Source organism: Trichodesmium erythraeum IMS101, assembly GCF_000014265.1.
Taxonomy (GTDB): domain Bacteria; phylum Cyanobacteriota; class Cyanobacteriia; order Cyanobacteriales; family Microcoleaceae; genus Trichodesmium; species Trichodesmium erythraeum.
Window position 1 is genome coordinate 7,652,854 of sequence record NC_008312.1, and the last position, 23,175, is coordinate 7,676,028.

Below are 23,175 nucleotides of genomic sequence, written 5' to 3' on the forward strand. Positions count from 1 at the left end.
GCTATTTTGGAGAAAATTTAATGACTGTTGAAGGAATTATTGCTTTTTTTGGGATTTTTGTTGCTGCTTTAGGTGTAGCTGCAGTTCTGATGTTTGGCTTACGTATTGTGAAGTTAATTTAGAATTCTAAAACTTCTCCCGTTAGACTTTTTTAGTAGTTTGACGGGGGTTATTAGAATATAGAGGTGAAATATGCCTAGTAAAATTCTAAGTACAGGACAAAAAGCTTGACTTTCTAATGGAGGAAAAGGCTTCATAGAAATTAAACCATAAGGTCCATGAAACCTGAAGATTTGGGAGATTATTTGACTACAAAAAAACTCTAAATTACCACTTTTGTTGGCATGGAGCCAGAATCAAATTTCTCCCTTTATTTATCTAGGCTATATTTCAAGTAGAAAGTATTAACCAGGCACAAATAGCAACTGCCTGAAATCAGGTTTGCGATCGCCATCACCAACTTCGCTTTTATATAACCAGACTCAGCCGAAACTAATTCGTCCTTTCTTTAAGTTGTCACGACTGTAGACATCAATTAGTCTAGAATTTTATCAAAAGGCTAGCAGTAAAAATAGGAAAAACTATTTACATAGTCAAACATCAGTTACTCTCAGACTAGTTGAGCTAATAATTGAAGAAGCCCACAATAAAATTTAGGGCTCGCAATGATTTTGTAGTTATTTTTTACTCTAGTTTTAACAATAGTGATTTTGTATCTACTCAATATGATGGGGTAGGCAATGATTTATAGTTGTCAAGACCAACCAAAGGAATGAATAAAGGAGCGATACGGCTAACACCACCAAATAATAGTTGCGACAGCAGAAACATTCATCGTCTGAGAAATGCGATCGCGTAAATATTCAAAAAACCTTAATCTTAGCTGACGAGCAGTAGCAACCAGGGACATAAAAGTATCCCAAGATGCCCTCCCCTCCATCGTCTGAGTTCCATAATTGATATGGCGTCGAGTTAGCATAGTTCAAGCAGCTAACTGTGCCTGGTTATTATGCAATGGCAATTGGGGATGCTCCAACACCAACAGAAACCCTCAGATGCAGGGTAACAGTTAATCGTTTTGGTTCTACCAAGCTGCTGATCACCACTCACAGTTGTGAAGTTAGAACGGAAAGAAGTTGAGAATAAAGTCATGTTCTGGTCTATTTACCTAAACCTTGAAGTTAACTTAATCGCTCTTTGTTGGGAGTAGTAAAGTAGATTGTATAAGGATTACACACTATATTTGTGGTATAATTGAGAGCACCTACACTGGCTTCTGTTTTGTCAAAGTGCTGCCAGGGACTACTTAATAGTCTCTCTTGATAAATTTCGCTTTTTGAAGTCTTAAAAAAAGACTGGTTTTTGATGAAAAATATTGACACCCTTCCCCACTGACATGGATATGCCCAAAACCGCCATCTTAAAATTTAATAGTTGATTTATATTTCCCCCATAGTACAAACCTAAGATTCAGCTTTTTATTCAAGAAGCAAATTCTGATAGCCTACCTGGTGGTAATTTTGCCATTAGGGGTTTTTCCCTTTTGAGGTGAGTAGTATTTCTGTTTAAGGAATAATACTTTATCTGTTTTGTTGGTAATATCTTGAATATCATACTCAGAAAAGTTTTTGAGCCGATACAATGACTTGGACTTGGACTTAGATTTACTCTTGCTCAGACCTACTAACTACAGTTTTTTATATTATCTTCACTTCTTAATTTTTGCTATCTAATCATCTTTTGTGCAACAAAGTCATAAAAAAGGCTTGATAATTCAACAAAAAAATAATAAAAACGAACATATTGGGTAATTATCAAGACCCTCACGGGATGAAAAGCTAGTTGAAAAGCATAGATAGAAAGGAATTTGCGTTTAGGAATTTAATAATACTTCAATTAAAAGAAAACCCTTATTGATAGAAATAAGACTTAGTTTGAGTGTAAAGCTCTCATACTACATCCCCACTTTTATTGAAAAATAGTTCAATTTTAATAGCCAGCAAAATCAGAAAAAAGGTAAATTTTATTAATTTTAATTAATCATAAAAAATTAACTATTTTTTCTCCAATTGAAAAATTTTGGTCAAAAGTGAAAGCTATTTAAATAAAAGTTAAAGCAAGAAATTATAAAGATTGAATTAATACCATTACCTCGGCTATATTAAAAGTTAGTCAACAAGATATTCGCAATTGGTTTACCCATTGTTGTTACTGTAGATCATAGCTATGGGAATTGCTATATTTAATCTAGTTTCATTTGCTTTTGCTCCTTCAATATTGTAACCTCCACTCTTACAATCTTTGAATATGGCATCAATTTTCATTCTTTGACTATATGCTTTATTAATTTTATCTGATGACAATAAATTACTAATAATTTACCAGGTTTATGCTAGATTTTCTGGTTGATTTAGCGCTTTTTGATATATTAACAAATTGCTGAGACAGACTTGCTTAACTTTAGTAATTTTTTGATTTAATAATAATTTTTTTGAGCCAACTGTTACTTTTAATCGCTCTAGTTTACAATATTTACTACCACCCTTGATTTGGGCTGTATTTTTTTGTAAAAATGGAAAGTATAGATGTTTTGAGCATAACTTTTTTCATCAACATGATATAGCAATCCCATATTGGTCGCAACAGATGTAATAGTAAGAATAACATGTCTAAGAAAAAGAAAAAAAATGAATATTATAGATAAACTAGATGATTTTATTAATCAAAAAAAAGAGCTCACAGAAATTAAAATAGTCTAGGCCGTCAAAATGAGCTTTTCAGGAAAAATACTACCATGAAATCAAAGAATTATTAAATGTAACTCAGCAGTTTAGAAAGCGAATGGAAAAACCAAGTATGATTTCATGGTTGAGAAAGTTTAAGGCTTCAGCTATCTTGGGAAACAAGGTTACTTAAAGGCAGTCGAAAAAGACAAAATAATTTAGTGCTTGAGGGTACAAGATTATCTTAGGTTATCAGATTTAAAAAACTATTTATAGAAGCAATATGATGTGGTTTTTTAGTATAATCAAAGTTATTATAAATTGCTGAAATAAAAGTTTAATGCTTCAGCTATCTTGGGAAACAAGGTTACTTAAAGGCGGTCGAAAAAGACGAAACAATTTAGTGCTTGAGGGTACAAGATTATCTTGGGTTATCAGATTTAAAAAACTATTTATAGAAGCAATATGATGTGGTTTTTTAGTATAATCAAAGTTATTATAAATTGCTGAAATAAGCGAGCATAAGTTGAGAAAAAACTTAAAAAAATAATCTTACTAAAAATGATAAATTAGTAAAAGCTAAAATAAAAAAATATAGAGAAGTTGTTAGCTAAATGGTAACCCGAAATAGAAGCTGAAAATTTGACAGTTTTTATCATTAATGAATTTTCTCTTCTATGTATAGATATATTAGGTTTTACTTGGGTAAAAACAGATGAAAGAATAGAAATTGTAATGAAAAATGAAAAAGAAAAACAGACTTATTATGGCGCTTTAGATTATCAAACTAAAGAATTTATTGTGCAAGAATTAAAAAAGTGGAAATACTAAAAGTACTATGGAATTCATTAAATATTTGCAGAAGCAAAGACCGGTAATAAATTGGCAATATTTTGGGATGGAGCAACTTACCATAACTCTCAAGCATATCGAGAATATTTAATGACAATTAATCAAGACTTATCGGAAAAAGAATGATTGATAAACTGTACGCTTATTTGCTCTAAATTCTTCGGAGCAAAATTCAGATCAGAAAAGATATTATTTGTCAATGATTGTTAAGATCAGCTAATCCTGTGTATTTTCGGCGACTTTTAGATTGAATTGGTAGGAAAAAAAAGCTGATGATTTTGATATTTGTACAGTTTTATGCACTGATATCAAATATAGCAATATTTTTAATGTTTAAACTAGATCGCTGGACTCCATTTCTGCTTTATTTAGTCTGGATAATTACCCAATATATTCATTTTTATTGTTTTTTTGTTTAATTATCAACCCTTTTGAATAATCTTATTTTTAAGAGGATTTAAAATCTTTTTTTTTGAATAAAAAATAAACCTGAAATATGGGTGGGGAGTTGGTGAACGCGAAGTGTTCACCAACTCCCCCTTATTCCCAATAAGCTTTCCATTGCACTTAAATTATTATTCAGCTTAACTTGTAAATTCCTTGATATATCTATTTTCCAGCTAGCTTGTCACCCCGTGAGCTCTAATATACGAAGGTTTAACCAGGGTTAAACTTTATGTATTTAGCTTGACATAAAATAATTTTTAAGGTATTATAAAATGTTTACATTAAATTACATCATCTTGAAAACAATAGCTATTATTAGAGCATAATCATAAATTTTGGTGTAAGCTTTTTGGTTACTAGTGGAAATATATTCTAATCTCTAAAATTAAGATCTATTATTACGGGCACTGACTAAAAAATTAATCGTTAAATCTCAAATCTATAAAATGACCAAAAAATAAGGTCAATAGTCTTCCCTTTAAAGGGAATAAAAAAGTAAACTTCAGTATTTCAAGCCTCTGGCTTCAGCCGGAGATAATGATAACTGATAACTAAAACGACATCTTACACCTGAAAAATGACTAATCAACAAACTCTAAGGAAGAAACTCTTAGACTTAGATAACGCTAACTACAAAGCCTACAGAGACATTCAAGGTAGTTACCAATTTTCTGACTTTACCCTAATTATTGACTATGTTCAAGGAGACCCCTTTGCAGCCCCTAGTAAACTTCGGGTACAGTTGCCCTATACTGTTTCTGGCTTTCCTCCAGAACTATATAAAACTCCTATTAGAGAAATGGCCTTACGAGATTTCCTGACTCGTAAATTTGACAGAATGGCCTACGAAGTCAGTGGAAGGCGTGGGACAGGCAAGAGTGGAATGATAGCAATTACTAAAATGGGACAAGAAGTTCTAGAACGGACATCAGTATACCTGATTAAGCTAGCGCCTCCAGTTCCTAAGCCAGCCCCTGGCTCAAACCCAGCTTTAGAAAGGGCAAAACCTATAAAATTAAGCAGTCAAAAGGGTGTAGAAGTTCGATTAGTAGTAGGATTACCTGCTGGTGGTCGTAGGATTTTAGGTAGGCAAGCAGCAGAAATGCTTTGTGATGATATCCCATATATTGTTCACCGGACTCTCAAATATGAACAATTAGATGCTGATGTTTGTCGCCGTCATGTAGAAACAGTAGAAGATACAGATTGGTTACGGAAACAGTTGCCAGAAAAAAATTTAGTGGCTTTTGTTGCTAATGGGGCAATTTTACCCCGTAGGAGTGGAGTTGATGATCGCCCTTTATCATCCGAGGAAGTAGTGCCATTTAAATCTCCCCCTTCTCTGGAAGTAGAGTTTGAATGCCCAAATCAAGGTAAAATTTCTGGTATGGGAATTCCTAAAGGGGTGACATTGATTGTTGGTGGTGGTTATCATGGTAAATCTACTCTCCTCAAAGCAATTGAAGGAGGGGTTTATAATCATGTTCCTGATGATGGACGTGAATTTGTAGTGACAGATCCCGCAGCAATTAAAATTAGAGCAGAGGATGGTCGTAGTGTTGCTGGTGTAGATATTTCTCCTTTTATTAATCAGTTGCCTCAAAATCGTTCGACTACTCAGTTTACTACTGAAAATGCTAGTGGTAGTACATCTCAAGCTGCAAACATTATGGAAGCTTTGGAGGCCGGTCTGGGAAATAGTAACCTTGAAGAAACTACAACTACAGCTACTACGCCTGTGTTTTTAGTAGATGAGGATACAGCAGCTACTAATTTTATGATTCGCGATCGCCGAATGCAAGAACTGATTGCTAAAGAACAAGAACCAATTACACCTTTTATTGATAAGGTACGACAGTTATATACGGATTATCAAGTCTCAACTATTTTAGTAATGGGTGGTAGTGGTGACTATTTTGAGATAGCAGATAAAATCATTGCGATGGAAAACTTCCAAGCCCAAGAAGTTACAGAAAAAGCTAAGGAGATTGCTGAAAAATATGCTACTGGTCGTACAGCTGAAGGTGGTGAAAAATTTGGTGTAATTCGATCGCGAATACCATTACCAGAAAGTTTAGACCCTAGTCGGGGGCGACGAGATGTGCGTTTAAAAGTACGAGATCTTGATGAAGTCGTGTTTGGGAGTGAAGATGTTGATCTTTCTGCAGTGGAACAATTGGTTAGTAAAGACCAACTAAGGGCAATTGGTGCCGCTATGGTTTATGCTAAAAAACAATATATGGATAGTAATCGGACATTATTAGAAATTATTGATGCTGTTATGGCAGATATTGAATCCAAGAGTTTGGATGTTTTAGTTCCTTTTCCACAAGGAGATTTAGCTCTATTCCGACGTTTTGAGTTAGTGGCAGCAATAAATCGTCTGCGAACTTTGGTAGTTAAATAATTGGGTATTGCTCAGTGTACCCCCAAGTCAAAATTGAAAAGTAATCTCTAACTTAGAGGTTGTTTGAAAAGGGATAGGGGTGTAACCAATGGGTGCTAAACGCCGAACCATGAGACGAATCATGGCGATGTAAATCATGGTCTGGGAGTTTTGAGGTAAATGCTCGTAGTCTTGAGGACAGCGTCAATACCAATTCCACCCTCCCTAGTTGCGCTAAACCACCCAACACTTTTTGAGGAGAATGAAACCCTTGGATTCTTGAGGACGCAGCACCCTGACGTGGTGAAAAGCTAGCTGAGAGATAGATATATCAAGGAATTTACAGGTTAAGCTGAATAATAATTCAAGTCAAATGAAAAGCTTATTGAGAATAAGGGGGAGTTGGTGAACACTTCGCGTTCATAAACTCCCCCCCTATTTTAGTTGATTATTTATTCAAAAAAAAAAGGGTTTAAATACTCTTAAAAATATGATAAAAAAGGGTAGATAATTCAACAAAAAAAACAATAAAAATGAACATATTGGGTAATTATCAAGACCAAATAAAGCATAAATTAACTCCAGCGATCTAGTTAAAAAATTAAAAGTCTTGTTATGTTTTATATCAGAGACTGTTTGTAAAAAAAGCTAAAGATAGCCATAGCCATAAAAAAGTATTGAAGGTAGGAAAATAAAAAAATAATGATTACGGTAAAATAAATGTTGTAAAATCTTTAGCCAGGGGTCTGATACCATTTCTCAAAAAAAAATGCTATAGTTTACTGGATATGAAAACAGTGAATAATATGGCGTGTCTTGTTAAATTAAATATTCTGGAATGGGCCGAAGAACTCCAATAAATATTATCCCGACAGACAGCAATTGTTTTTCAAGCAAAAACTACAGGCATTATATTGATACTTAATAAGACCAGCAGATACTATTGAATATATATCAATGTTATTAGAATGTCATCGTACAACTGTTTGTTGCATAGAGATAGATTACAGAATTTATGACCCAGATACTGACAATAAAAGCAAAATATATCATGTTGAATAAATGATACAAAATAGCTATAAAAAATAATGAAATACAATTTAAAATAGTATTAATAGATAGTTGGTATGCAACACAAAGATTAATAGCATAAATAGATCATGATATAAGAATTTATTATTGTCCTTTAAAAAGGAATCGCGCCTATTGATGATACAGGTGGTGTATAAATATACAAATAATTTTAATACCTAAATTTGAATAAAACAGAAAAATTCTAGGGGGAAAAAATAAAAACTAAAGGCTTTTAACCAGAAAAAAAGTGAAAATATTTTGGGTAATTGTGTCTGCCAAAGTTTGCAGAATATATTTTCACTAATGACCTGAATCAATAATCACTTATGGATGTAGATTTTGAATCTCTTGACTAGATATAAAATTGAAGATCTCAATTTATAAATTAAGCAATTGAAAGGTTTAGGAAGCGTGTTAGTGTCGTCTGCAAATAATTAAAAAAATCATATTGTTTGTGCAATGGAGGGTGTGGAACTTCTTAAAAATACTTGCTTAGTTATATAGGAAAAAGTATTTGTAAAGAAAAGCCACGGATTATTATCAAAATATCTAACCGACCAATTGAAATATCCTTCAATTAAAATTAAAGTTATTTAAATTGAAAAACTCAAGAGTTTTTTGAATAAAAATAGTTAGGCGATTAAGAAACTCAATAATAGTAGTATAAATATTTGTGGTTATATGGGTTGGAACGAAACTAATTCAGGAGAAAGCTTTTGCTATAAGTTTAATAATTTAGATGATTTTTGTTTGAAAAGATTTTTGGAGATATTTTCCCACTAACTACCCTAATGATTTACATATAATTAAAGTAAATAATGCTGGATATCATTAACCATTAAACCTAACAATTATTGATAATATTATTCTCATATTTCAACCAATTTATTCTCCAGAAATTAACCTGATAGAAAGGTTATGGTTAGCAATAAAACAAAAACTGAAGTGGATAATATTTGGAGATTCATCAGACCTTTTGAGAAAATATTTAAGGAAATTCTACTAAATATTAACTAGGATGTTGTAGCTTCATTAACAGGATAGCAGTTTATCATTGATGCTTTAGAAAAAGTAGGTATAATAAACAATTTTAATTCGCCTGCTCCGGCTAGGTAAGCAAGTTATCAATAATATGAATAAGTAATTTTTTTACATATATTATGTGATAGCAGTATCAGGTATAGTATTTTTTTGACAAATAGTATAAGTATCGCTTGTTTCCCTGGACCTAACAGCCAGAAAAAATGTCAATTCCTCTTAATTTCTAGAATACCTTTGTCTCCATCAAGATTAGCCTCTATTCCCACAGGTAAAGCAGCATTAGGACTATCATGGCCAAAAGGAAGGTCAGAAACAATGGGAATATTTAGATCCACCAAGCGATCGCGCAATACTTCCTCAACAGTAAACTCAGTATGATTTACTACTCCACCGGAACACTTACTAAACCGCCCGAGAGCAATACCTTTAACCTGCTCCAACAGACCCGCCATACGCCACTGAGTCAACATTCGGTCAATGCGGTAAGGAGCTTCATTTACATCTTCTAAAGCCAAAATTGTCCCAGTTAAATCTGGTTGATACTTAGTACCTAATAAATGACCAGCTACAGTCAAATTTGCTGGCATTAAATATCCCTTTGCTTGGCCACCACCCCAACCATTTCCTGTTAGAGGTTCTAGGGGCCGACCCTCTACCAAATCAAATAGTCGTTTAATTGACCACTTTGGTTCGGCAGATAAAGTAGCCAATAATGGACCATGAATGCAGAGAAAGCCCATCTTGCTAAAAGTCCAGAGTAGAGCTGTAACATCAGAAAAACCAATCAACCATTTAGGAGTAGACGATGAATAATTATTGATGCCTTGCCAGTTTTCTAGTATACGAGTAGCGCCATAACCACCCCTAGAGCAAAGAATACCACGACAATTTTCATTATTAATAGCTGCCACTAATTGACTACAGCGACTTTCATCTGTACCTGCTAAATAACCCCACTGCTTGTCATAGTTAGGAGTGAGTTCCACTTGATAGCCATGTGATCGCCAAATTTGTAATCCTCTTTTGAAAGCATCCAACTCTCCCAAACAGCCACTGGGTGAAATAACTTGTAATAAGTCACCTGGTTTTAAATAGTTTTGATTCAAAATATTATAGCAGTTTCCTGCTTGATAAAGTATATATTAGAGAATAAGGAGGAAATAAAAAATATATATCCCATTAATAATATCACATCAATCACCGTATCTGCTCTTGTAAGTAAAACTCGGACAGCTGCTAGTTCTTCTTCAAGCTTGACCATTTCCTGTGGCAACCCATCTAGTTATTTTCTGAGGTTTTCTTCTGTAGATTCCATTGCTGATAATACTCTGATTCTGTTAATTAATAATATAGAGCCCATCTCAGCAGATAAACCCAAAGAATAGAGAAAGAAGTAAAATAACTCTTCTTTTGAATTAAATTAAAAATCAAATCAATAGACGTCTCCAAAATAAAAATTAAGCGATAATTGTAGGGTCGTTTTTGTAAAAAAAAATACTAATGAACAAAATATTAGAGTATATAAATCACTACTCCAAAGGAAGCAAAAGAGTTATCAGTTATCAGTATTAATTTTTAGCAATTGAAAACATTAATAGAATATAATCAAATTATATCTGAAAAGAAAAAATTTGAAAAGCTTTCTAAGTGAGTAGTCTTTAGTAAACAACCCATACATAAAAAATACTCCTACTCTCCTTTAATTATCGCTAAAACAAAAAGTGCTAGTGATGTAGAGTATTATCGCGATCAAAAAAACTATAGCCACCCACTAGCAAAGTCTATTATGTTGTTATCCTATTCACAACTAAAATATTACGATTACGATCCCCTTTATACTCATAAATAAATTCATCAACACTTTCTTGTACCAAGTGAATTCCTAAGCCACCAATTGGACGTTCTTCTAAACTTTTTTGTAAATCTTCTTGGGTAACTGCTTCTTTTTTCTTAGGATCAAAAGGTATCGCAGTATCTTCAATATAAATAGTTAAACTTTGTTCATCTATTTTAGTTTCTACATATATGTTTCCTTCTAATCCATTATCATTATAGCCATGAGTAATAATATTTGTTGCTATTTCATCTACTGCTAAACATAAGTTATATGATGGTTTCTTTTCTAAACCTGCTTCTTTTGCTGCTGACTTAACATATTCGCGAATTTTTCCTAGACTATCTAGCTTTCCTTGTACTTTTAATGCCTCCATAAATTCTCCTGTTTTTGATCTTTTTACTAATAGCTTGATCTAACTTCTTCGCACAGCTAACACCGTAATGTCATCAAATTGTGCTGCATCTGCTATATAATCAAATAATTTCTCTTTAATGCGACTCATCAATTCTAATGCAGAATTAGCCGGTTTTTCCACCAATTCTTTCAGCCTTTTGTCTGTAAATAACTTTCCTTCAGGACATTTAGCTTCAGTCACGCCATCAGTATAACCTATGAGCATTTCTCCAGGCTCTAACTTAACTTCCTGAATTTCAAACTTCATATTTGGCATCATCCCTACAGCAGGTCCAGTAGAATTTAGTATTTGCCTTATGATACCATCTTGATTAATAATAAAAAGTGGTTCATGTCCTCCATTCACATAACTAACTAAACCTGTCTCTGGATCTAGCACCCCAAAAAATAATGTAGCAAACATACTCATTTGCCAATGGTTTTGCACAACGTAGTCATTAGTAAGGCGAACAGCTTGAAGAGCATTCTGGTGAATTAAATTAACTGAAGTTGCAGTTTCTTGTAATTTACTTTCCCCAACAGAAAAGATACGAATTAAGCTGCGAAATAAAGCCATAAACAATGCTGCACCGACTCCCTTATCACAAACATCTGCTATAACCAACCCTATTTGATCCTTGGGCAGGGTAAAAGCATCGTAAAAATCTCCGGCTACTTGCTTTGCTGGATGAAAACAGGCAACTATTTCCCAATTATCCAACTGAGGGATATCGTAGGGAAGAAAATCTATCTGAATTTGTCTACCCTTTTCTAATTCATTGTCAAGAGCTTTGGAATAAGTATCTAGTTGCCCATAAAGTCTGGCATTTTCTAGAACTAACCCTATGTGTTCTGCAGTTGCCTCCATTGACTCTGCCATTCTCTTAGTAAAATGATTAGGTTCAGAGTGCAATAAAGTAATAATACCAAGCAAATCTTGACCATTGATAATTGGAACCCCCAATGCTGAACGAACGATGTAAGGTTGATTAGGTAAAGTTAACCAACGATCATCATCTTCTGTATCTGTAATTAATCCTATCTCACGATGACGACTTACCCAACCTGCAAGCCCTTTGTCTCTAACATTACCTATCAATTTAGCCCGTTGTTCTGAGGTTACTTCAGTGCGAGTAAGAATAGCGTCTACTACTTTCTTAGATGTAGGATCTAGTAAAAATAAACTTCCCTTCTCAGTTGCAGTTACATCAGCACAAACATCTAAAGTTTTTTGTAAAGCTGCTCTAATAATCCCTCCTGGGTTAGAGTTGCATCCTGTTGTTACTTCTGTTAATACCTTTTGGGCTAGTCGGAAGGCTGCTAGTTCTTCTTCTACTTTGGCCATTTCCTGTCGCAACCCATCTAGTTCTTTTCTAAGGTTTTCTTCTATAGATTCCATTGTTGATAATACCCTTAACCTATTAATAATATAGAGGCTAGGCACTGATGACTAGGAAATAATTGCAACCTAGCCCTACCTTTTTGATTTATAATATCAAATCTCCATTTAAAATAGGGAGTAAGTACATTAAATCGTAGCATTATTTTCGCGGACTAGTAACATATCATTATATTGCTTTATTGTTGATTAGGTAAACTTCTCCCTAACTTTGACAGGTATCATGAGATTTTCCTGTGACTTATTTATTAATTTTAATTATAGCAGTCATCAGTTAAATTAGGTTATTTTCCTTCCTCTCAAATTGAGTCACAATTATGGATGGTGTGGGCGAATTACAATTCGCCCCTACTTTTGTCTAGTAGACATCTACACAAACTCAATCTTTACTCAAATATTCTAAGGGTTTGAGATTAATTATCCCAGAACTCTAATAGGCTATTCAGATACTTCTGAAGTTGCACATAAGGGACAACTGGGTAATTCAGCCTCAAAAATTTGGGCTCCACTTATGAGGTAATACAGTTCTACTAAACTTATCCAAACTTACATGGAACATGAATTGCATAAGCTTTGGAGATAGCTTAGGTGTTTCACTCTTATGCCACTAACCGCAGTATGTAATTTATCACGACCCAGGCAACAAAATCGCCAGGAAGCTCAAGATACTTATTTACTTAGTTTTCGCTCATTACTCATATTGCTACAATAATATCACTTAGTATTGTATAACTTTAAATAAGTAAAGTAAATTTTTATTGAACTGTCAAGATATTCTTCTCCTGTGTTAATAATAATATATTCTATTCTCACTTTCCCATAGGACACGCTTATTGAAAATTAGAGAACAGGACTTCCCGCCAGGAGAGTTAAACTTCTATCTTAGTTATGATATCGACTTCTGATAGTCATCGAGCTCTTGTAAATAAACACTTTTATCGAAACCAGTTTTTTTAATAGTCTCCTTTACCATCTCTTGAACCCCTACCATATAAATATTAACATCTGTTCCCATTTTTTGTTTAGCGAAAATCAATACCCGTAGACCCGCACTTGCCATAAATGTTAAGTCTTGCATCATTAAAAAAAGTTTTGTCGGCTTTTTTGCTGCTGCCTCCTCTACTTTTGTTTTAAAATCAGCAGCTGTCGCCCCATCTAACTCTCCAGATAACGTTATTTTAACAAAACTATCTTTAATTATTTCTAAGTCTGCCGTAAAAGCCATAATTTTTCCTTTGTTGTTGATTTTTTTTCTATTGTAGCAATTTCAGGTCATTGTGAAATTTTTAGCCTCTTTAGAGAACCCTTCTAGTATCAATGCCCGGGATTAATTTTTTGACTCAGGAGTCATATGTGAGAATTAGGCTATACGAGAAAAAGATTAAAAAATACTCCAATACACCTGATATCCTCTAATCTATACAGATATTCTATTCAACCTCCCTACTCCCAATTCATAGATATGATCATAAGCTCTATAATATCATTTCCGACTTTATTTACTTACTAAAATAACTATAGATCGATCCCCAAGTAATAACCCATGTTGATTTTCTAAAACAGGTTCGCTCCCAAGTTCCCAAACATCTTCTGGCGAAGCACAAGCAGTATTAACAAAAATATGCCAATGTTTCCCATCTGATAAACCGGGAATGTTAAACCAGAGAGAGTCCCAGTGCATATTCATTGCTACATAAATATCATTATCTTGCTTTGTCACCTCTGTAGCATGTTTACCACAAAGCATAAAAGCCAAAGTTCGAGAATTATCTGACCAGTCAGCATTCCAAGCTTGAGTACCATGCCAAGTAATATCAGATTTTCCACTACCTACATAATCTTGATTTCGGAAATGGTTCTGATTTTTCAATATAGGGTGAGCTTTCCGAAATGCCACACAATTCTTCACAAACCTAAATAACTCAGCATTAGTTTCCAGAAGCTCCCAATTTAGCCAATTTAGTTCTGAGTCATGGCAATAAGTATTATTATTACCATTTTTACTCCGCCCTATTTCATCTCCCATCAGCAACATAGGAACACCTTGACTAACCATCATAATTGCGATCGCATTTCGCATCTGACGGCTACGCAAAGCATTTATTCCAGGGTCATCACTCCAACCCTCTGCCCCACAGTTCCAACTTTCGTTATCATTAGCACCATCATTATTATTTTCACCATTAGCTTCATTATGCTTATCATTGTAGGAAACCAAATCAGCCAAAGTAAAACCATCGTGGGCAGTAATAAAATTAATAGATGTTGCCGGTCCACGACCTTGCCAAGCATAGAGGTCTGGAGAACCCTGTATCCTTTGTGCCATTTCCCCTACAGTACAATCACCTTTAATAAACTTGCGAATTGCATCGCGATACTTACCATTCCATTCGGCCCAACGTCCAAAAGCAGGGAAGGAACCCACTTGATATAAACCACCAGCATCCCAAGCTTCTGCAATCAACTTACAGTTAGCTAAAATTGGGTCAAAAGCCAAAGTTTCTAATAATGGAGGATTTGCTAAAGGTGCGCCCCAGGGGTCACGTCCAAGAATTGAAGCCAAATCAAATCTGAAACCATCAATATGATATTCACTTGCCCAATAGCGCAAACAATCTAACACCACATTACGAACAATGGGGTTATTACAATTAATAGTATTGCCACAACCACTAAAGTTAAAATAATAACCTTCTGGTGTTAGCATATAATATGTCTTATTGTCAATACCCCGGAAAGAAATTGTCGGACCGTTTTCATTTCCTTCTGCTGTGTGGTTGAAAACAACGTCAAGAATTACTTCAATCCCATTTTTGTGCAGGTCTTTAACTAGAGTTTTTAACTCATCCATCTGCATTCCTAACTTACCTGTCGCTGCGTACCCTGCCTTAGGAGCAAAAAACCCGACTGTACTATAACCCCAATAATTGTAGAGCATTTCTCCTGTGATGGGGCTGGGCCGAGAATTTTCAAACTCATCAAATTCATAGATAGGCATCAACTCCACCGCGTTAACACCTAATTCTTTGAGGTAAGGAATTTTTTCGCGAATAGCAGCAAATGTGCCTGGATGTTTGACACCAGAAGAAGGATGAGCCGTAAAGCTACGAACGTGCATTTCATAGATAATCTGATCTTGTGGTGGAATTTCTAGTGGGCGGTCATTTTCCCAGTCAAAATCATCATAGGGAATTCTCCCCCGGTGTTGATAAATATCATCCCAGTTTGGTGTTTTTCCCCAAACATCCCTACCCCCAATAATCTTAGCATAGGGGTCCATGAGAATTTTACTTTTGTCGAACCATTGACCCTCATGGAAATTATTCGGTCCATCCATGCGATAGCCATATTCGATGTTCTCAACATCAAGATCAAAGACAATCATACAATAAACATTCCCTATCCGAAATTCTTCAGGAAAAGGAATTTCTGCCATTGGTTTTAAAGCACCTTTTTGAAACAAAACCAATGTACAAGATGTAGCATAAGAAGAGAAGATGGAAAAGTTTACTCCTCCAGACACCATAGTTGCACCGAATGGAAAAGGTTTTCCACTACGGAGCTTAAAGTCACCATGACTGTGGGTAGGATGGATATCAATACGCTCTTGTAACATGAATCTTTGTGAATATATTTTTTAGTACGAGCACGATAGAAGTTTTGTTGTTTAAATCAACTAGCATAGTGTTAGTTTATTTGGGTTCGTTTGTTTCTTCCAAGAGTTTTTCCCTACCTTGATCAACTGTTTCAGCAGTTGTCAAAAAGTCTAAAAACCCAGTCACAGACATAGTATCTTGAAGTTCTTCACAAAGTCCTACTAATACGGTTCTTCCTTCCTTGGCATTTGTTTGTCGATGTAATGATAGTAACATTCGTAACCCAGCACTAGACATATATGGTACCTTAGTCATATCCATCAAAATTCTGCTACCTGTTTCTGCTAGAGGTATAACTTGTTTTTGAATATCAGGTGCTGTACTAGCATCAATATCTCCACTTAGTTCTACTACTTTAATTTTTTCTTCTGTTTTAATATTAATTTCTATTGCCATTTTATTTAGTTAAATAATATTTAGGTGTTTTAGATTTAGGTTAGGTTGAGGGTAGCTCATACAAATTATGCCACGGATATAGTAGATTAAGAGTGTAGCAGGGTACCTTCATGAAATGTCAAGTACCCCATACTGCATACTCTACAATTATTCTCGGCGCGTTACGCTTTCCTGCGAAATGTTGCGCAAATACTTTTAATGTCGCCCAACGAAACCCACTCTACTGGACTTTAATACCTCTCCCCATGGCCATCTCCTTCAAGGCGACGGCCAGGGGGGTTAGGTTTCACCCATAGTGTTTCTTGTCTAATTAATTAGGTACAATATTGACCTTAACTTTCACCCGTTCCTTAGTATCAGGCAACTTCACAAAAAGTTTATCCGCATCAAAATCACTGTAAGGTTTACCATCAATTTCTACAGAACCAATTTTAATGCTACCAGGAGGCAGAATATCTGGTGATACTCGTAAAATATTATCAGGGAAACCACTAGGAATAGGCTTAAAATAAAAATCCATTGGCTGCTTAGTAACCAATAGATTAGTATAAACTGCAGCTAGATAGCATAATTCTGTAGAGTGATAACCGCTCATAGAGTGGGAACCTTTACCTCGTTCATTACCACTTGCCAAGAAAGGGATACCATTAGCAAGAACATTGAAATAAACCCCACCATCTTCTGTATCCAGAAACCAGGCGTTGTAAAAAGCTGCAGCTTCCCGCCCTAAACGATGATATTCTTGATCTTTAAGAGTTCCTGCAAGAATATAATAAGCCAGAATAGACTGTTCTTGCTGCCACCAAGCTTTGCGATCATGCCAAACAAAACGATGATTTTTTTCATCTTCTCCTAATGCTCTTTCCACCACGTCATACCAACCACCTCGTTGTTGATCACTCCCTACTGCTGGCATCACCTCAGCAATTTTCTTTGCCAGTTCAACATAAGTATCCTTAGGTTTGAGGCTATTCATCCGCATCAAATTCCAAGCAATTTTCATATTGTGACCAATTACTGCCCGGTTTTGCTGCCATCCCCAAGTATGATCTGCACTCCAGTCTTCAAAGAATTTTTCATTGACAAAGGGGCAGTTTTCGTAATCTGGAAAACGCTTTTCAATAGTATCGAAAGTGTATTCGAGCATATCTGCATATTCAGGTTTTTCTGTCGCTAACCAGAGATTAATTAGATATGCTGGTGCATGGTCACCAACTGAGTTCCAGTTTTTAGTACCTTTGTTCCGACCTAATGACTCGCTCAGAGGATCTAGAGTAATAGGATCTAGGTGGGAGTAATAACCACCGCGATCAGTTTTATCTAGAAAAAAGTCGTTGAATAACTTAATAGTTTTCTCGGTATCGTCCATTATCCTAGGGTCGCCATTAATGCGATAAGTTTGTAATGGACCTGCCAAGGCATAAATTTGTTCGTAAGCGGGAATAGCATCATAGTCATCACCAAATTCTGAAGCGAAAATTTTCTGCTCTCGTTCCCCTTGCACATCGATACCGTGATACCAATAAACTATACCTTCATCTAAGTCCACAAATCTCATGTGGTCTCTCAGATATTCAGTACCTTTCTCAGCTGCTTCTAGGAAAATTTCTTCCCCAGTCATCATATATGCTGTAGCCATCCCATAAACCATCCGGGAGATAGTATCTGTTTCTTGTCGGAAATTCACCTGAGACCTTACACCAGAAAGACTTAAAGTTGTGCGATAGTTGCGGTAGTCTATTTCTTCACCAGCAAATTGAGCTTTGACATAAAAATTAGCTAGGGAGCGAACCTGGTGTACCCACCAGTTTGATTTTTCAAATATATAGTCATCTGCTTGACGACCGACAAATACTATTTGTTTAGCTTCAAATATGGAACTATCTGGGTAAAAAACGCCATAAGTGAATACATACCTACCAGGCACCAGCATCGATCGCATAGCACCTGTAGCATCTGGGTATGCTTCGTCTAAGTTTTGTACTAGCTTAGCATAACTAGTAGGAGTTAACTTGGCTTTAAATTCTCTGCCATCTGTTGTTTTGAGCCCAAAAATATCTGTGCCTGAGTCGAAGTTTGTAACATACCCGGCGATCAAGTCGGAAAAAGTAAACTCTACTGGAGTAGTCATTTTTTAATTATCTTTAATTACAAGTTTTTTTAATGTTTTTTGTCTCAGCTAAAAGGTTATTATCAGGACTAACCAACCCAAACAAAAAAAACCGGGTTTATTTCCCTGCATATTATTTTTCACTATTATACAATCTTCTTTAATAAAACCTAGGTTATGGGTGACTCCTAATAAAAATAGTATATCTCTAGCTGTTCTCCTAAAATTACCCAAACTTATTCAAGAAATTACCCAAACTTATTCAAGAGCATTTTGGTAGCTTAGTTGCTGTTTCACAGCAGACCAGTAACCGCAGCCCGTAAATCTACAATAGTAGTTACATTATTGCTTGAAACTCAAGCCAACTAACTATTATCATAATTATCTATTGTCAGTTATCAGCAAGGAGTAGGATAATTATTTGTTTTCATCTCTTGTTGTTGTTGCCTACAGTCAACCATCGTTTTTAACCATAAAGTTTTCTAGGTTGACCGTAGAATTCAAATCTTTCTTAGTAGTCAAAGCACAAGCGCTAGACTTGTAAGTCTTTAGTCTTTATATTTTCATAGTATTTTCTGGTCATCCCTACTGTTAAAACTTGAATCAAATCAATCAACTATTACTAACTTTGATCCATACCACTCATATGAGACTAAAGCTATTAGTTACCTCCTTTAATCAATTAGACATAATCTTTTTATAGTATCACAATCAATATCTAAATCCAATCATTATGTCCAATTTTTTTTACTTCATGTCGTTATTCTTGGCACATTATAATTTTCATCAGATGATTCAAAAGAACTACCTTAATATTTAGCTAGCTTCGATCGCTTCGATAAATTTTTCCATAAATTCATCGGTTACACCAGGGTGCTTTGCTGTGATTAAGTTACCATCAATAACTAATTCTGCCGTTTGTTCCCCATCAAATATTACATTAGCTCCAGCATTTTCTACGTCACAAATGATATTATGAGCGCAAGTTACTTTTTTATCTTTAAGCATTTCATTGTCAGCACAAAACAGCCATAAACTATGACAAATTGCTCCTAACTTTACATTTTCTGTATTGACTGCATTGCGCAAAAATGCTACTGCTGGTGCTTGGTTTTTTTCGCCTTTTTTAGGGTTTACCTGATAACGCAACCGATCCATAGCATAAGCACCAATACATATAATACCTTTATAGTCTGAAGGCTTAATATCGTTAACTTCTGTGCTAACTGTCACTTTTTCTTCAATAACATTGTTCTCTGGGTTAGAAGCAAAGTGTAATTCTTTTTGCCCCCATAAATGAGTAATATATTCTACTTCATAGCCTTTTTCAGGAAAAAATTCATTAAATTTACGGTATTCTGTAGAATCAAAGTGGTCTTCAATTAAAACTCCAATTTTGCCTTTTGTTGCTGCCACCATTTTTTTTCTCCTGATTTTTTTCTGTAGTCTAATGAAAGAATAGTTTAACGTTATTAGGACTTATGTAAATAAACCGGTTTTCTAGGATGGATAAATCGTTGTTTTTAACAATAAACATTAATGAAAACAACTAGGTCCCTGGGCTCACCCACATAAGTCCTTGCTATAATATTTAATACTCGGATAATAAGTAAGTAATAAAAAAGCTATTGCTTGTAGTAGAACTTAGCATAATATAAATCAGGCTTTAGTTCTACTACGAGCCTTAATTATAACTATTCTTCTGGATCTGATATAAGTCCTAGTAAGGCTTTTTCAGGGTTTCACATTACCATTGTTTATTTGCAAGACTAAAACCTACAATTGTATCCTCAGGAAATGTAACCCCTTTTTCTGATCAATCTAAATATTTTGGTAGTAATAAACAAGTAATAATGTTTTCCAGTCTACCTTATGACAATTCAAGGAATGTAAAAGTTAACATTCTTAAATATTTAAGACAATCAATGTTTGTCTTATGTCGTAATTAACTTCAATAGTGATTGATCAGCAAACACATCGCGGTAAAACGTTAATTGTTCAGTTTTCAAATAACAACCACCTCTATGACCACGACGTACCCAAGTCACATTTCCCTTAGCAATAGTTTCGTTAGTTTCAAGATCCACACTCTTCCATTCAAAATATGTATGTTCTCCATAAAACATGACAATTGGCCAAGTCATAATAACTCCTGGTTGAGAAATTAATGCCCACCAATGCTTTTCCCGTTCTTTTTGTTGTTCTAGACCCTGATAAGGTCCATCTTGGCAAAAATAAACTAAATCATTCCGATACTCATCCGTTAAAATATCACCGCGTCCTTGTCTCAAAGCTTCACAATGAGTAGGCCACCAATCTTTATTTTCTTTTTCTATCTGTTCTAATGTGTAGTCATCTCCGATCGTTGGTAATGTTGCTTCTTTCATCTTGCATATCTTTTCTGCCAAAGCAATCATCTCTTTAGCAACATCAGTAGCTACTGGAACGGCTCTAGAGTAATCTGCTGCTAAGTCTTTGTAGTAACTTGTGCGTGCCATAATATCCCTGTTAATTGTTTTTTTACTTGGAAAACTTAAAAATTAATCAGTCAACTGATTCTTCAACATTAGATCAACTATATCATCTTGTAGTTGATTGGCAGCTCCAATATCCATAATTAGTTGTGCTACTGTTGAACTTCGTTGGCCTGCCAGCGTCATTTTACCATCATTGACAAATGTGTAAGCACTTCTTTCTGGAAATGGTCTTATTTCTTTGACATACTTACTGTGTTCGCTTACTAAGTTTTTAAAATCTTTAGATGCGAAAAGTAGTTCTAGTTCTAAGCGGTTCCAGTAAGCTATTTCTACAGCAGCTTGATAATTTAGTTCTGGTAATTCAGAGTGAGATACTCCATCGGCATCTGGTCTTGTGTTATCAACTTCATCAAATAGATGTAATCGTAGTTTCAAGACATGAGCCATCTTGGCTAGAGCCGGTGCAAAGTTCTCTTTATAGTATGAGCGAAAGTCTTCTAATTTGACTCCATCAGCTTTCCTGATCATACAATGATACTTTTCTAGCCCCAGATAGCCATTAGGAGAACCATTTTCAATTCCATCTTTAAAAGTAATAGAGTTACCGGGGCTGGTATTATAACCTATGGCTTTACTAAAAATGTTATGCTCATCATCCATCAAAATAGTTGCTGCATTGAACCATTTGTTCCGGTCTTCTACTGTTTTAAAGGTTAGCTCAGCAATGCCATCAAAGTTTTCTTCTGCAGAAGAAGCATCTACTAAGTCTCCTATACTAGGCCATACTCCCCCATCATTGTGAGCAACATGAAATTGCCAATATTGGTACTGACCTGGTAAACGACCACAAACTGGTCCGTGAACGTCTCTCCAATAGTCATCAAATAATTTGAGGCTTATTCCTTTTCTTTTCCACAGAAGAACATAGAAAGCTACTTGTGCTTCTTGATCACGACTAGAATAGTCAGCAACTTTTCCTTTATTAATCAGAGCTGATACCATAGTTTACTATCTTGGCTTTTCAGATATTACAAGTTTATTTATAGTTTTGCTGAACTGACCCAAAGATTTTTGAAGCTTGTTTAGTTTAGCTTCAGTGCTTCAATGAGAATCATGCTACTACTATTTGTTATTTAATTTTCTACCAAGATTTTCAATTCCTGGCAAATTTACTCTGGACTAGACGAATCAATCATACTCCGAGTTAGTCGAAGCTGTTGAAAATGCTTATGATTATTTTGGTGGGAATAATTCGTTTAATTCGTCTTTTAATTCTCCGAGAGCCCCGAAGCAACCTGCTGCTTTATTAAATCCTGCATAAACACAGGTAAATACTAGCAATTCCTCTATTTCCTCAAAAGTAGCTCCTTGAGACATTGCCATTTTAACATGAGCACCAAATGGGTTTCCAGGACCTACATGATCTTGATTAACTACATCTATTGCTACTGTAATTAGAGCTTTGGTTTTTTGGTCTATTATTGGTAGACCCCATGCTTCACCTGCTACACGAGTACAAAAGTCCCCAAATTTGGGATTGATACTATTTAAGCCTTCTTGCAGTGCTTTGTCATCTAATACTGCGTTCTTGTATGCCATAGTTATCTGTTTAATTTTTCTAGCTTTTATCTATTTAATTTTTCTAGCTTAACTGTAGTCTTTTTTCTACATTTAAGGTATATTTAAGGATCTAGTTCAAATTAATTAGCGTTATCTAAGATTATCCTCTTCTGACACAGTTGAACATTTAAAATTTTGTGATCAACTCATCAGTTATGAAGTCGTTATATGATGGCCACTAAGAATAAATTTCAGACAATGTGGACAAACAATTCATAATCCATGATCCTGACCCTTTGGTTTTAGTTTTTCAACTATAAATACTTAATATTTGCGCTAAAAAATTTTTTTCCACTATATATATTACTATAGTGCTGACATTTTTTTATTTTTGGTGGTAATTAATTGAAATAAATGTAGGATCACTGACAAAGTCATAAACGTCATCCATCAATTTCTTGATGTACTACCCAAGAAACAAAAAATATATTCTGTAAAGAAGTTTAATATTTTTTTAATAAATATTTTAAATTTATAATTTATTATATTTGTTTAAGTAAAAGTTAATTATGTAGTAAGTAGTAGGTTGCATTCGAGTAGAAGTTAATTTGAATCTTTAGTGCTGGCAGAAACCCAATAACAACAACATTATTGAGGGTGCTTTACTAGTTTTATGATTATAGACTGAAAGGTTCAACAAATCGATTAGCTTAAGTCGGTAGCCCAATATTTTATGATAATTCAAGGGTTGTATCAACCAATACCCTGACATCTTTAGGACTAGCAAATAGATTTATTAGTCCCAGACAGGCAGTATAAGACAA

17 protein-coding genes and 3 pseudogenes are annotated in these 23,175 nt (G+C 34.8%); 6 read left to right on the forward strand and 14 right to left on the reverse strand.

The genetic code is table 11. The features are described from left to right. Positions 1–20: 20 nt before the first annotated feature. On the forward strand, positions 21–122 hold the full coding sequence (locus TERY_RS24165) for a cytochrome b6-f complex subunit PetL (protein WP_044137056.1): 102 nt from the start codon (positions 21–23) through the stop codon (positions 120–122). Positions 123–793: 671 nt separating this feature from the next. On the opposite strand, the gene TERY_RS34175 is transcribed toward TERY_RS24165, so the two are convergent. Further along, on the reverse strand, positions 794–979 hold the full coding sequence (locus tag TERY_RS34175; RefSeq protein ID WP_047155828.1) for a hypothetical protein: 186 nt from the start codon (positions 977–979) through the stop codon (positions 794–796). A gap of 17 nt (positions 980–996) precedes the next feature. Between TERY_RS34175 and TERY_RS34180 the strand changes: the two genes are divergently transcribed. Beyond that, the gene (locus TERY_RS34180) at positions 997–1,140 is read left to right on the forward strand and encodes a hypothetical protein (RefSeq protein WP_155994617.1); all 144 of its coding nucleotides are present in this window, start codon (positions 997–999) and stop codon (positions 1,138–1,140) included. Positions 1,141–2,059: 919 nt separating this feature from the next. Next, positions 2,060–2,224: pseudogene (locus TERY_RS35670) on the forward strand (IS630 family transposase); the annotation flags it as partial. Here the strand turns inward: TERY_RS35670 and TERY_RS34185 are convergent. Next, positions 2,196–2,363, reverse strand: a complete 168-nt coding sequence (locus tag TERY_RS34185) for a hypothetical protein (protein WP_155994618.1) — start codon at positions 2,361–2,363, stop codon at positions 2,196–2,198. The pseudogene TERY_RS35670 and the gene TERY_RS34185 sit on opposite strands and share 29 nt — an antisense overlap. A 710-nt stretch (positions 2,364–3,073) precedes the next feature. Here TERY_RS34185 and TERY_RS34190 point away from each other — a divergent pair. Both TERY_RS34190 and TERY_RS24175 read left to right on the forward strand, forming a co-directional pair. Continuing rightward, positions 3,074–3,698 (forward strand): annotated as a pseudogene (locus tag TERY_RS34190) (transposase); the annotation flags it as partial. Positions 3,699–4,599: 901 nt separating this feature from the next. Beyond that, the gene (locus TERY_RS24175) at positions 4,600–6,429 is read left to right on the forward strand and encodes a P-loop domain-containing protein (protein ID WP_011614217.1); all 1,830 of its coding nucleotides are present in this window, start codon (positions 4,600–4,602) and stop codon (positions 6,427–6,429) included. A 93-nt stretch (positions 6,430–6,522) separates the two neighbouring features. Here TERY_RS24175 and TERY_RS35680 read toward each other — a convergent pair. From TERY_RS35680 to TERY_RS24205, 7 genes and pseudogenes are all read right to left on the reverse strand, one after another. Further along, positions 6,523–6,702 (reverse strand): annotated as a pseudogene (locus TERY_RS35680) (IS5/IS1182 family transposase); the annotation flags it as partial. 2,027 nt (positions 6,703–8,729) lie between these two features. Beyond that, positions 8,730–9,632 carry a S66 peptidase family protein gene (locus TERY_RS24180; RefSeq protein WP_155994619.1) on the reverse strand — a complete coding sequence of 301 codons (903 nt, stop codon included), beginning with the start codon at positions 9,630–9,632 and terminating at the stop codon, positions 8,730–8,732. Positions 9,633–10,307: 675 nt separating this feature from the next. After that, on the reverse strand, positions 10,308–10,733 hold the full coding sequence (locus TERY_RS24185; protein ID WP_011614219.1) for an ATP-binding protein: 426 nt from the start codon (positions 10,731–10,733) through the stop codon (positions 10,308–10,310). Between the two features lie 39 nt (positions 10,734–10,772). Then, positions 10,773–12,152, reverse strand: coding sequence for a SpoIIE family protein phosphatase (locus TERY_RS24190; protein WP_011614220.1), 1,380 nt, complete (start codon positions 12,150–12,152; stop codon positions 10,773–10,775). An 886-nt stretch (positions 12,153–13,038) separates the two neighbouring features. After that, entirely contained in the window at positions 13,039–13,377 is a 339-nt protein-coding gene (locus TERY_RS24195) for an anti-sigma factor antagonist (RefSeq protein ID WP_011614221.1), read from the reverse strand. A gap of 270 nt (positions 13,378–13,647) precedes the next feature. Beyond that, positions 13,648–15,768 (reverse strand): glycogen debranching protein GlgX, encoded by a 2,121-nt coding sequence (glgX, locus tag TERY_RS24200; RefSeq protein ID WP_011614222.1) that lies wholly within the window; start codon positions 15,766–15,768, stop codon positions 13,648–13,650. A 76-nt stretch (positions 15,769–15,844) separates the two neighbouring features. Beyond that, complete coding sequence (locus TERY_RS24205) at positions 15,845–16,204, reverse strand: anti-sigma factor antagonist (protein WP_011614223.1); 360 nt, start codon at positions 16,202–16,204, stop codon at positions 15,845–15,847. A 110-nt stretch (positions 16,205–16,314) separates the two neighbouring features. On the opposite strand from TERY_RS24205, the gene TERY_RS34195 reads away from it, so the two are divergent. Beyond that, the gene (locus TERY_RS34195) at positions 16,315–16,500 is read left to right on the forward strand and encodes a hypothetical protein (protein WP_155994620.1); all 186 of its coding nucleotides are present in this window, start codon (positions 16,315–16,317) and stop codon (positions 16,498–16,500) included. Between the two features lie 14 nt (positions 16,501–16,514). Here TERY_RS34195 and TERY_RS24210 read toward each other — a convergent pair whose 3' ends face one another. The 5 genes from TERY_RS24210 to TERY_RS24230 all read right to left on the reverse strand — a co-directional run bounded on the left by TERY_RS24210 (position 16,515) and on the right by TERY_RS24230 (position 22,390). Next, a complete protein-coding gene (locus TERY_RS24210) occupies positions 16,515–18,335 on the reverse strand; it encodes an AGE family epimerase/isomerase (RefSeq protein ID WP_011614224.1) in 1,821 nt (606 codons plus the stop codon). 795 nt (positions 18,336–19,130) lie between these two features. Further along, positions 19,131–19,733: a DJ-1/PfpI family protein gene (locus TERY_RS24215; RefSeq protein WP_011614225.1), complete on the reverse strand. Its 603-nt coding sequence runs from the start codon at positions 19,731–19,733 to the stop codon at positions 19,131–19,133. 515 nt (positions 19,734–20,248) lie between these two features. Then, positions 20,249–20,812: a hypothetical protein gene (locus TERY_RS35685; RefSeq protein ID WP_011614226.1), complete on the reverse strand. Its 564-nt coding sequence runs from the start codon at positions 20,810–20,812 to the stop codon at positions 20,249–20,251. 42 nt (positions 20,813–20,854) lie between these two features. Then, positions 20,855–21,793, reverse strand: coding sequence for an EthD domain-containing protein (locus TERY_RS35690; protein WP_011614227.1), 939 nt, complete (start codon positions 21,791–21,793; stop codon positions 20,855–20,857). 231 nt (positions 21,794–22,024) lie between these two features. Next, positions 22,025–22,390: a carboxymuconolactone decarboxylase family protein gene (locus TERY_RS24230; RefSeq protein WP_011614228.1), complete on the reverse strand. Its 366-nt coding sequence runs from the start codon at positions 22,388–22,390 to the stop codon at positions 22,025–22,027. Positions 22,391–23,175 lie beyond the last annotated feature (785 nt).

Coding starts and splice junctions, on each gene's coding strand:
- TERY_RS24165 (WP_044137056.1), top strand. CDS start 21: ATGACTGTTGAAGGAATTATTGCTTTTTTTGGGATTTTTGTTGCTGCT.
- TERY_RS34175 (WP_047155828.1), bottom strand. CDS start 979: ATGCTAACTCGACGCCATATCAATTATGGAACTCAGACGATGGAGGGG.
- TERY_RS24175 (WP_011614217.1), top strand. CDS start 4,600: ATGACTAATCAACAAACTCTAAGGAAGAAACTCTTAGACTTAGATAAC.
- TERY_RS24185 (WP_011614219.1), bottom strand. CDS start 10,733: ATGGAGGCATTAAAAGTACAAGGAAAGCTAGATAGTCTAGGAAAAATT.
- TERY_RS24190 (WP_011614220.1), bottom strand. CDS start 12,152: ATGGAATCTATAGAAGAAAACCTTAGAAAAGAACTAGATGGGTTGCGA.
- TERY_RS24195 (WP_011614221.1), bottom strand. CDS start 13,377: ATGGCTTTTACGGCAGACTTAGAAATAATTAAAGATAGTTTTGTTAAA.
- glgX (WP_011614222.1), bottom strand. CDS start 15,768: ATGTTACAAGAGCGTATTGATATCCATCCTACCCACAGTCATGGTGAC.
- TERY_RS24205 (WP_011614223.1), bottom strand. CDS start 16,204: ATGGCAATAGAAATTAATATTAAAACAGAAGAAAAAATTAAAGTAGTA.
- TERY_RS34195 (WP_155994620.1), top strand. CDS start 16,315: ATGAAATGTCAAGTACCCCATACTGCATACTCTACAATTATTCTCGGC.
- TERY_RS24210 (WP_011614224.1), bottom strand. CDS start 18,335: ATGACTACTCCAGTAGAGTTTACTTTTTCCGACTTGATCGCCGGGTAT.
- TERY_RS24215 (WP_011614225.1), bottom strand. CDS start 19,733: ATGGTGGCAGCAACAAAAGGCAAAATTGGAGTTTTAATTGAAGACCAC.
- TERY_RS35685 (WP_011614226.1), bottom strand. CDS start 20,812: ATGGCACGCACAAGTTACTACAAAGACTTAGCAGCAGATTACTCTAGA.
- TERY_RS35690 (WP_011614227.1), bottom strand. CDS start 21,793: ATGGTATCAGCTCTGATTAATAAAGGAAAAGTTGCTGACTATTCTAGT.
- TERY_RS24230 (WP_011614228.1), bottom strand. CDS start 22,390: ATGGCATACAAGAACGCAGTATTAGATGACAAAGCACTGCAAGAAGGC.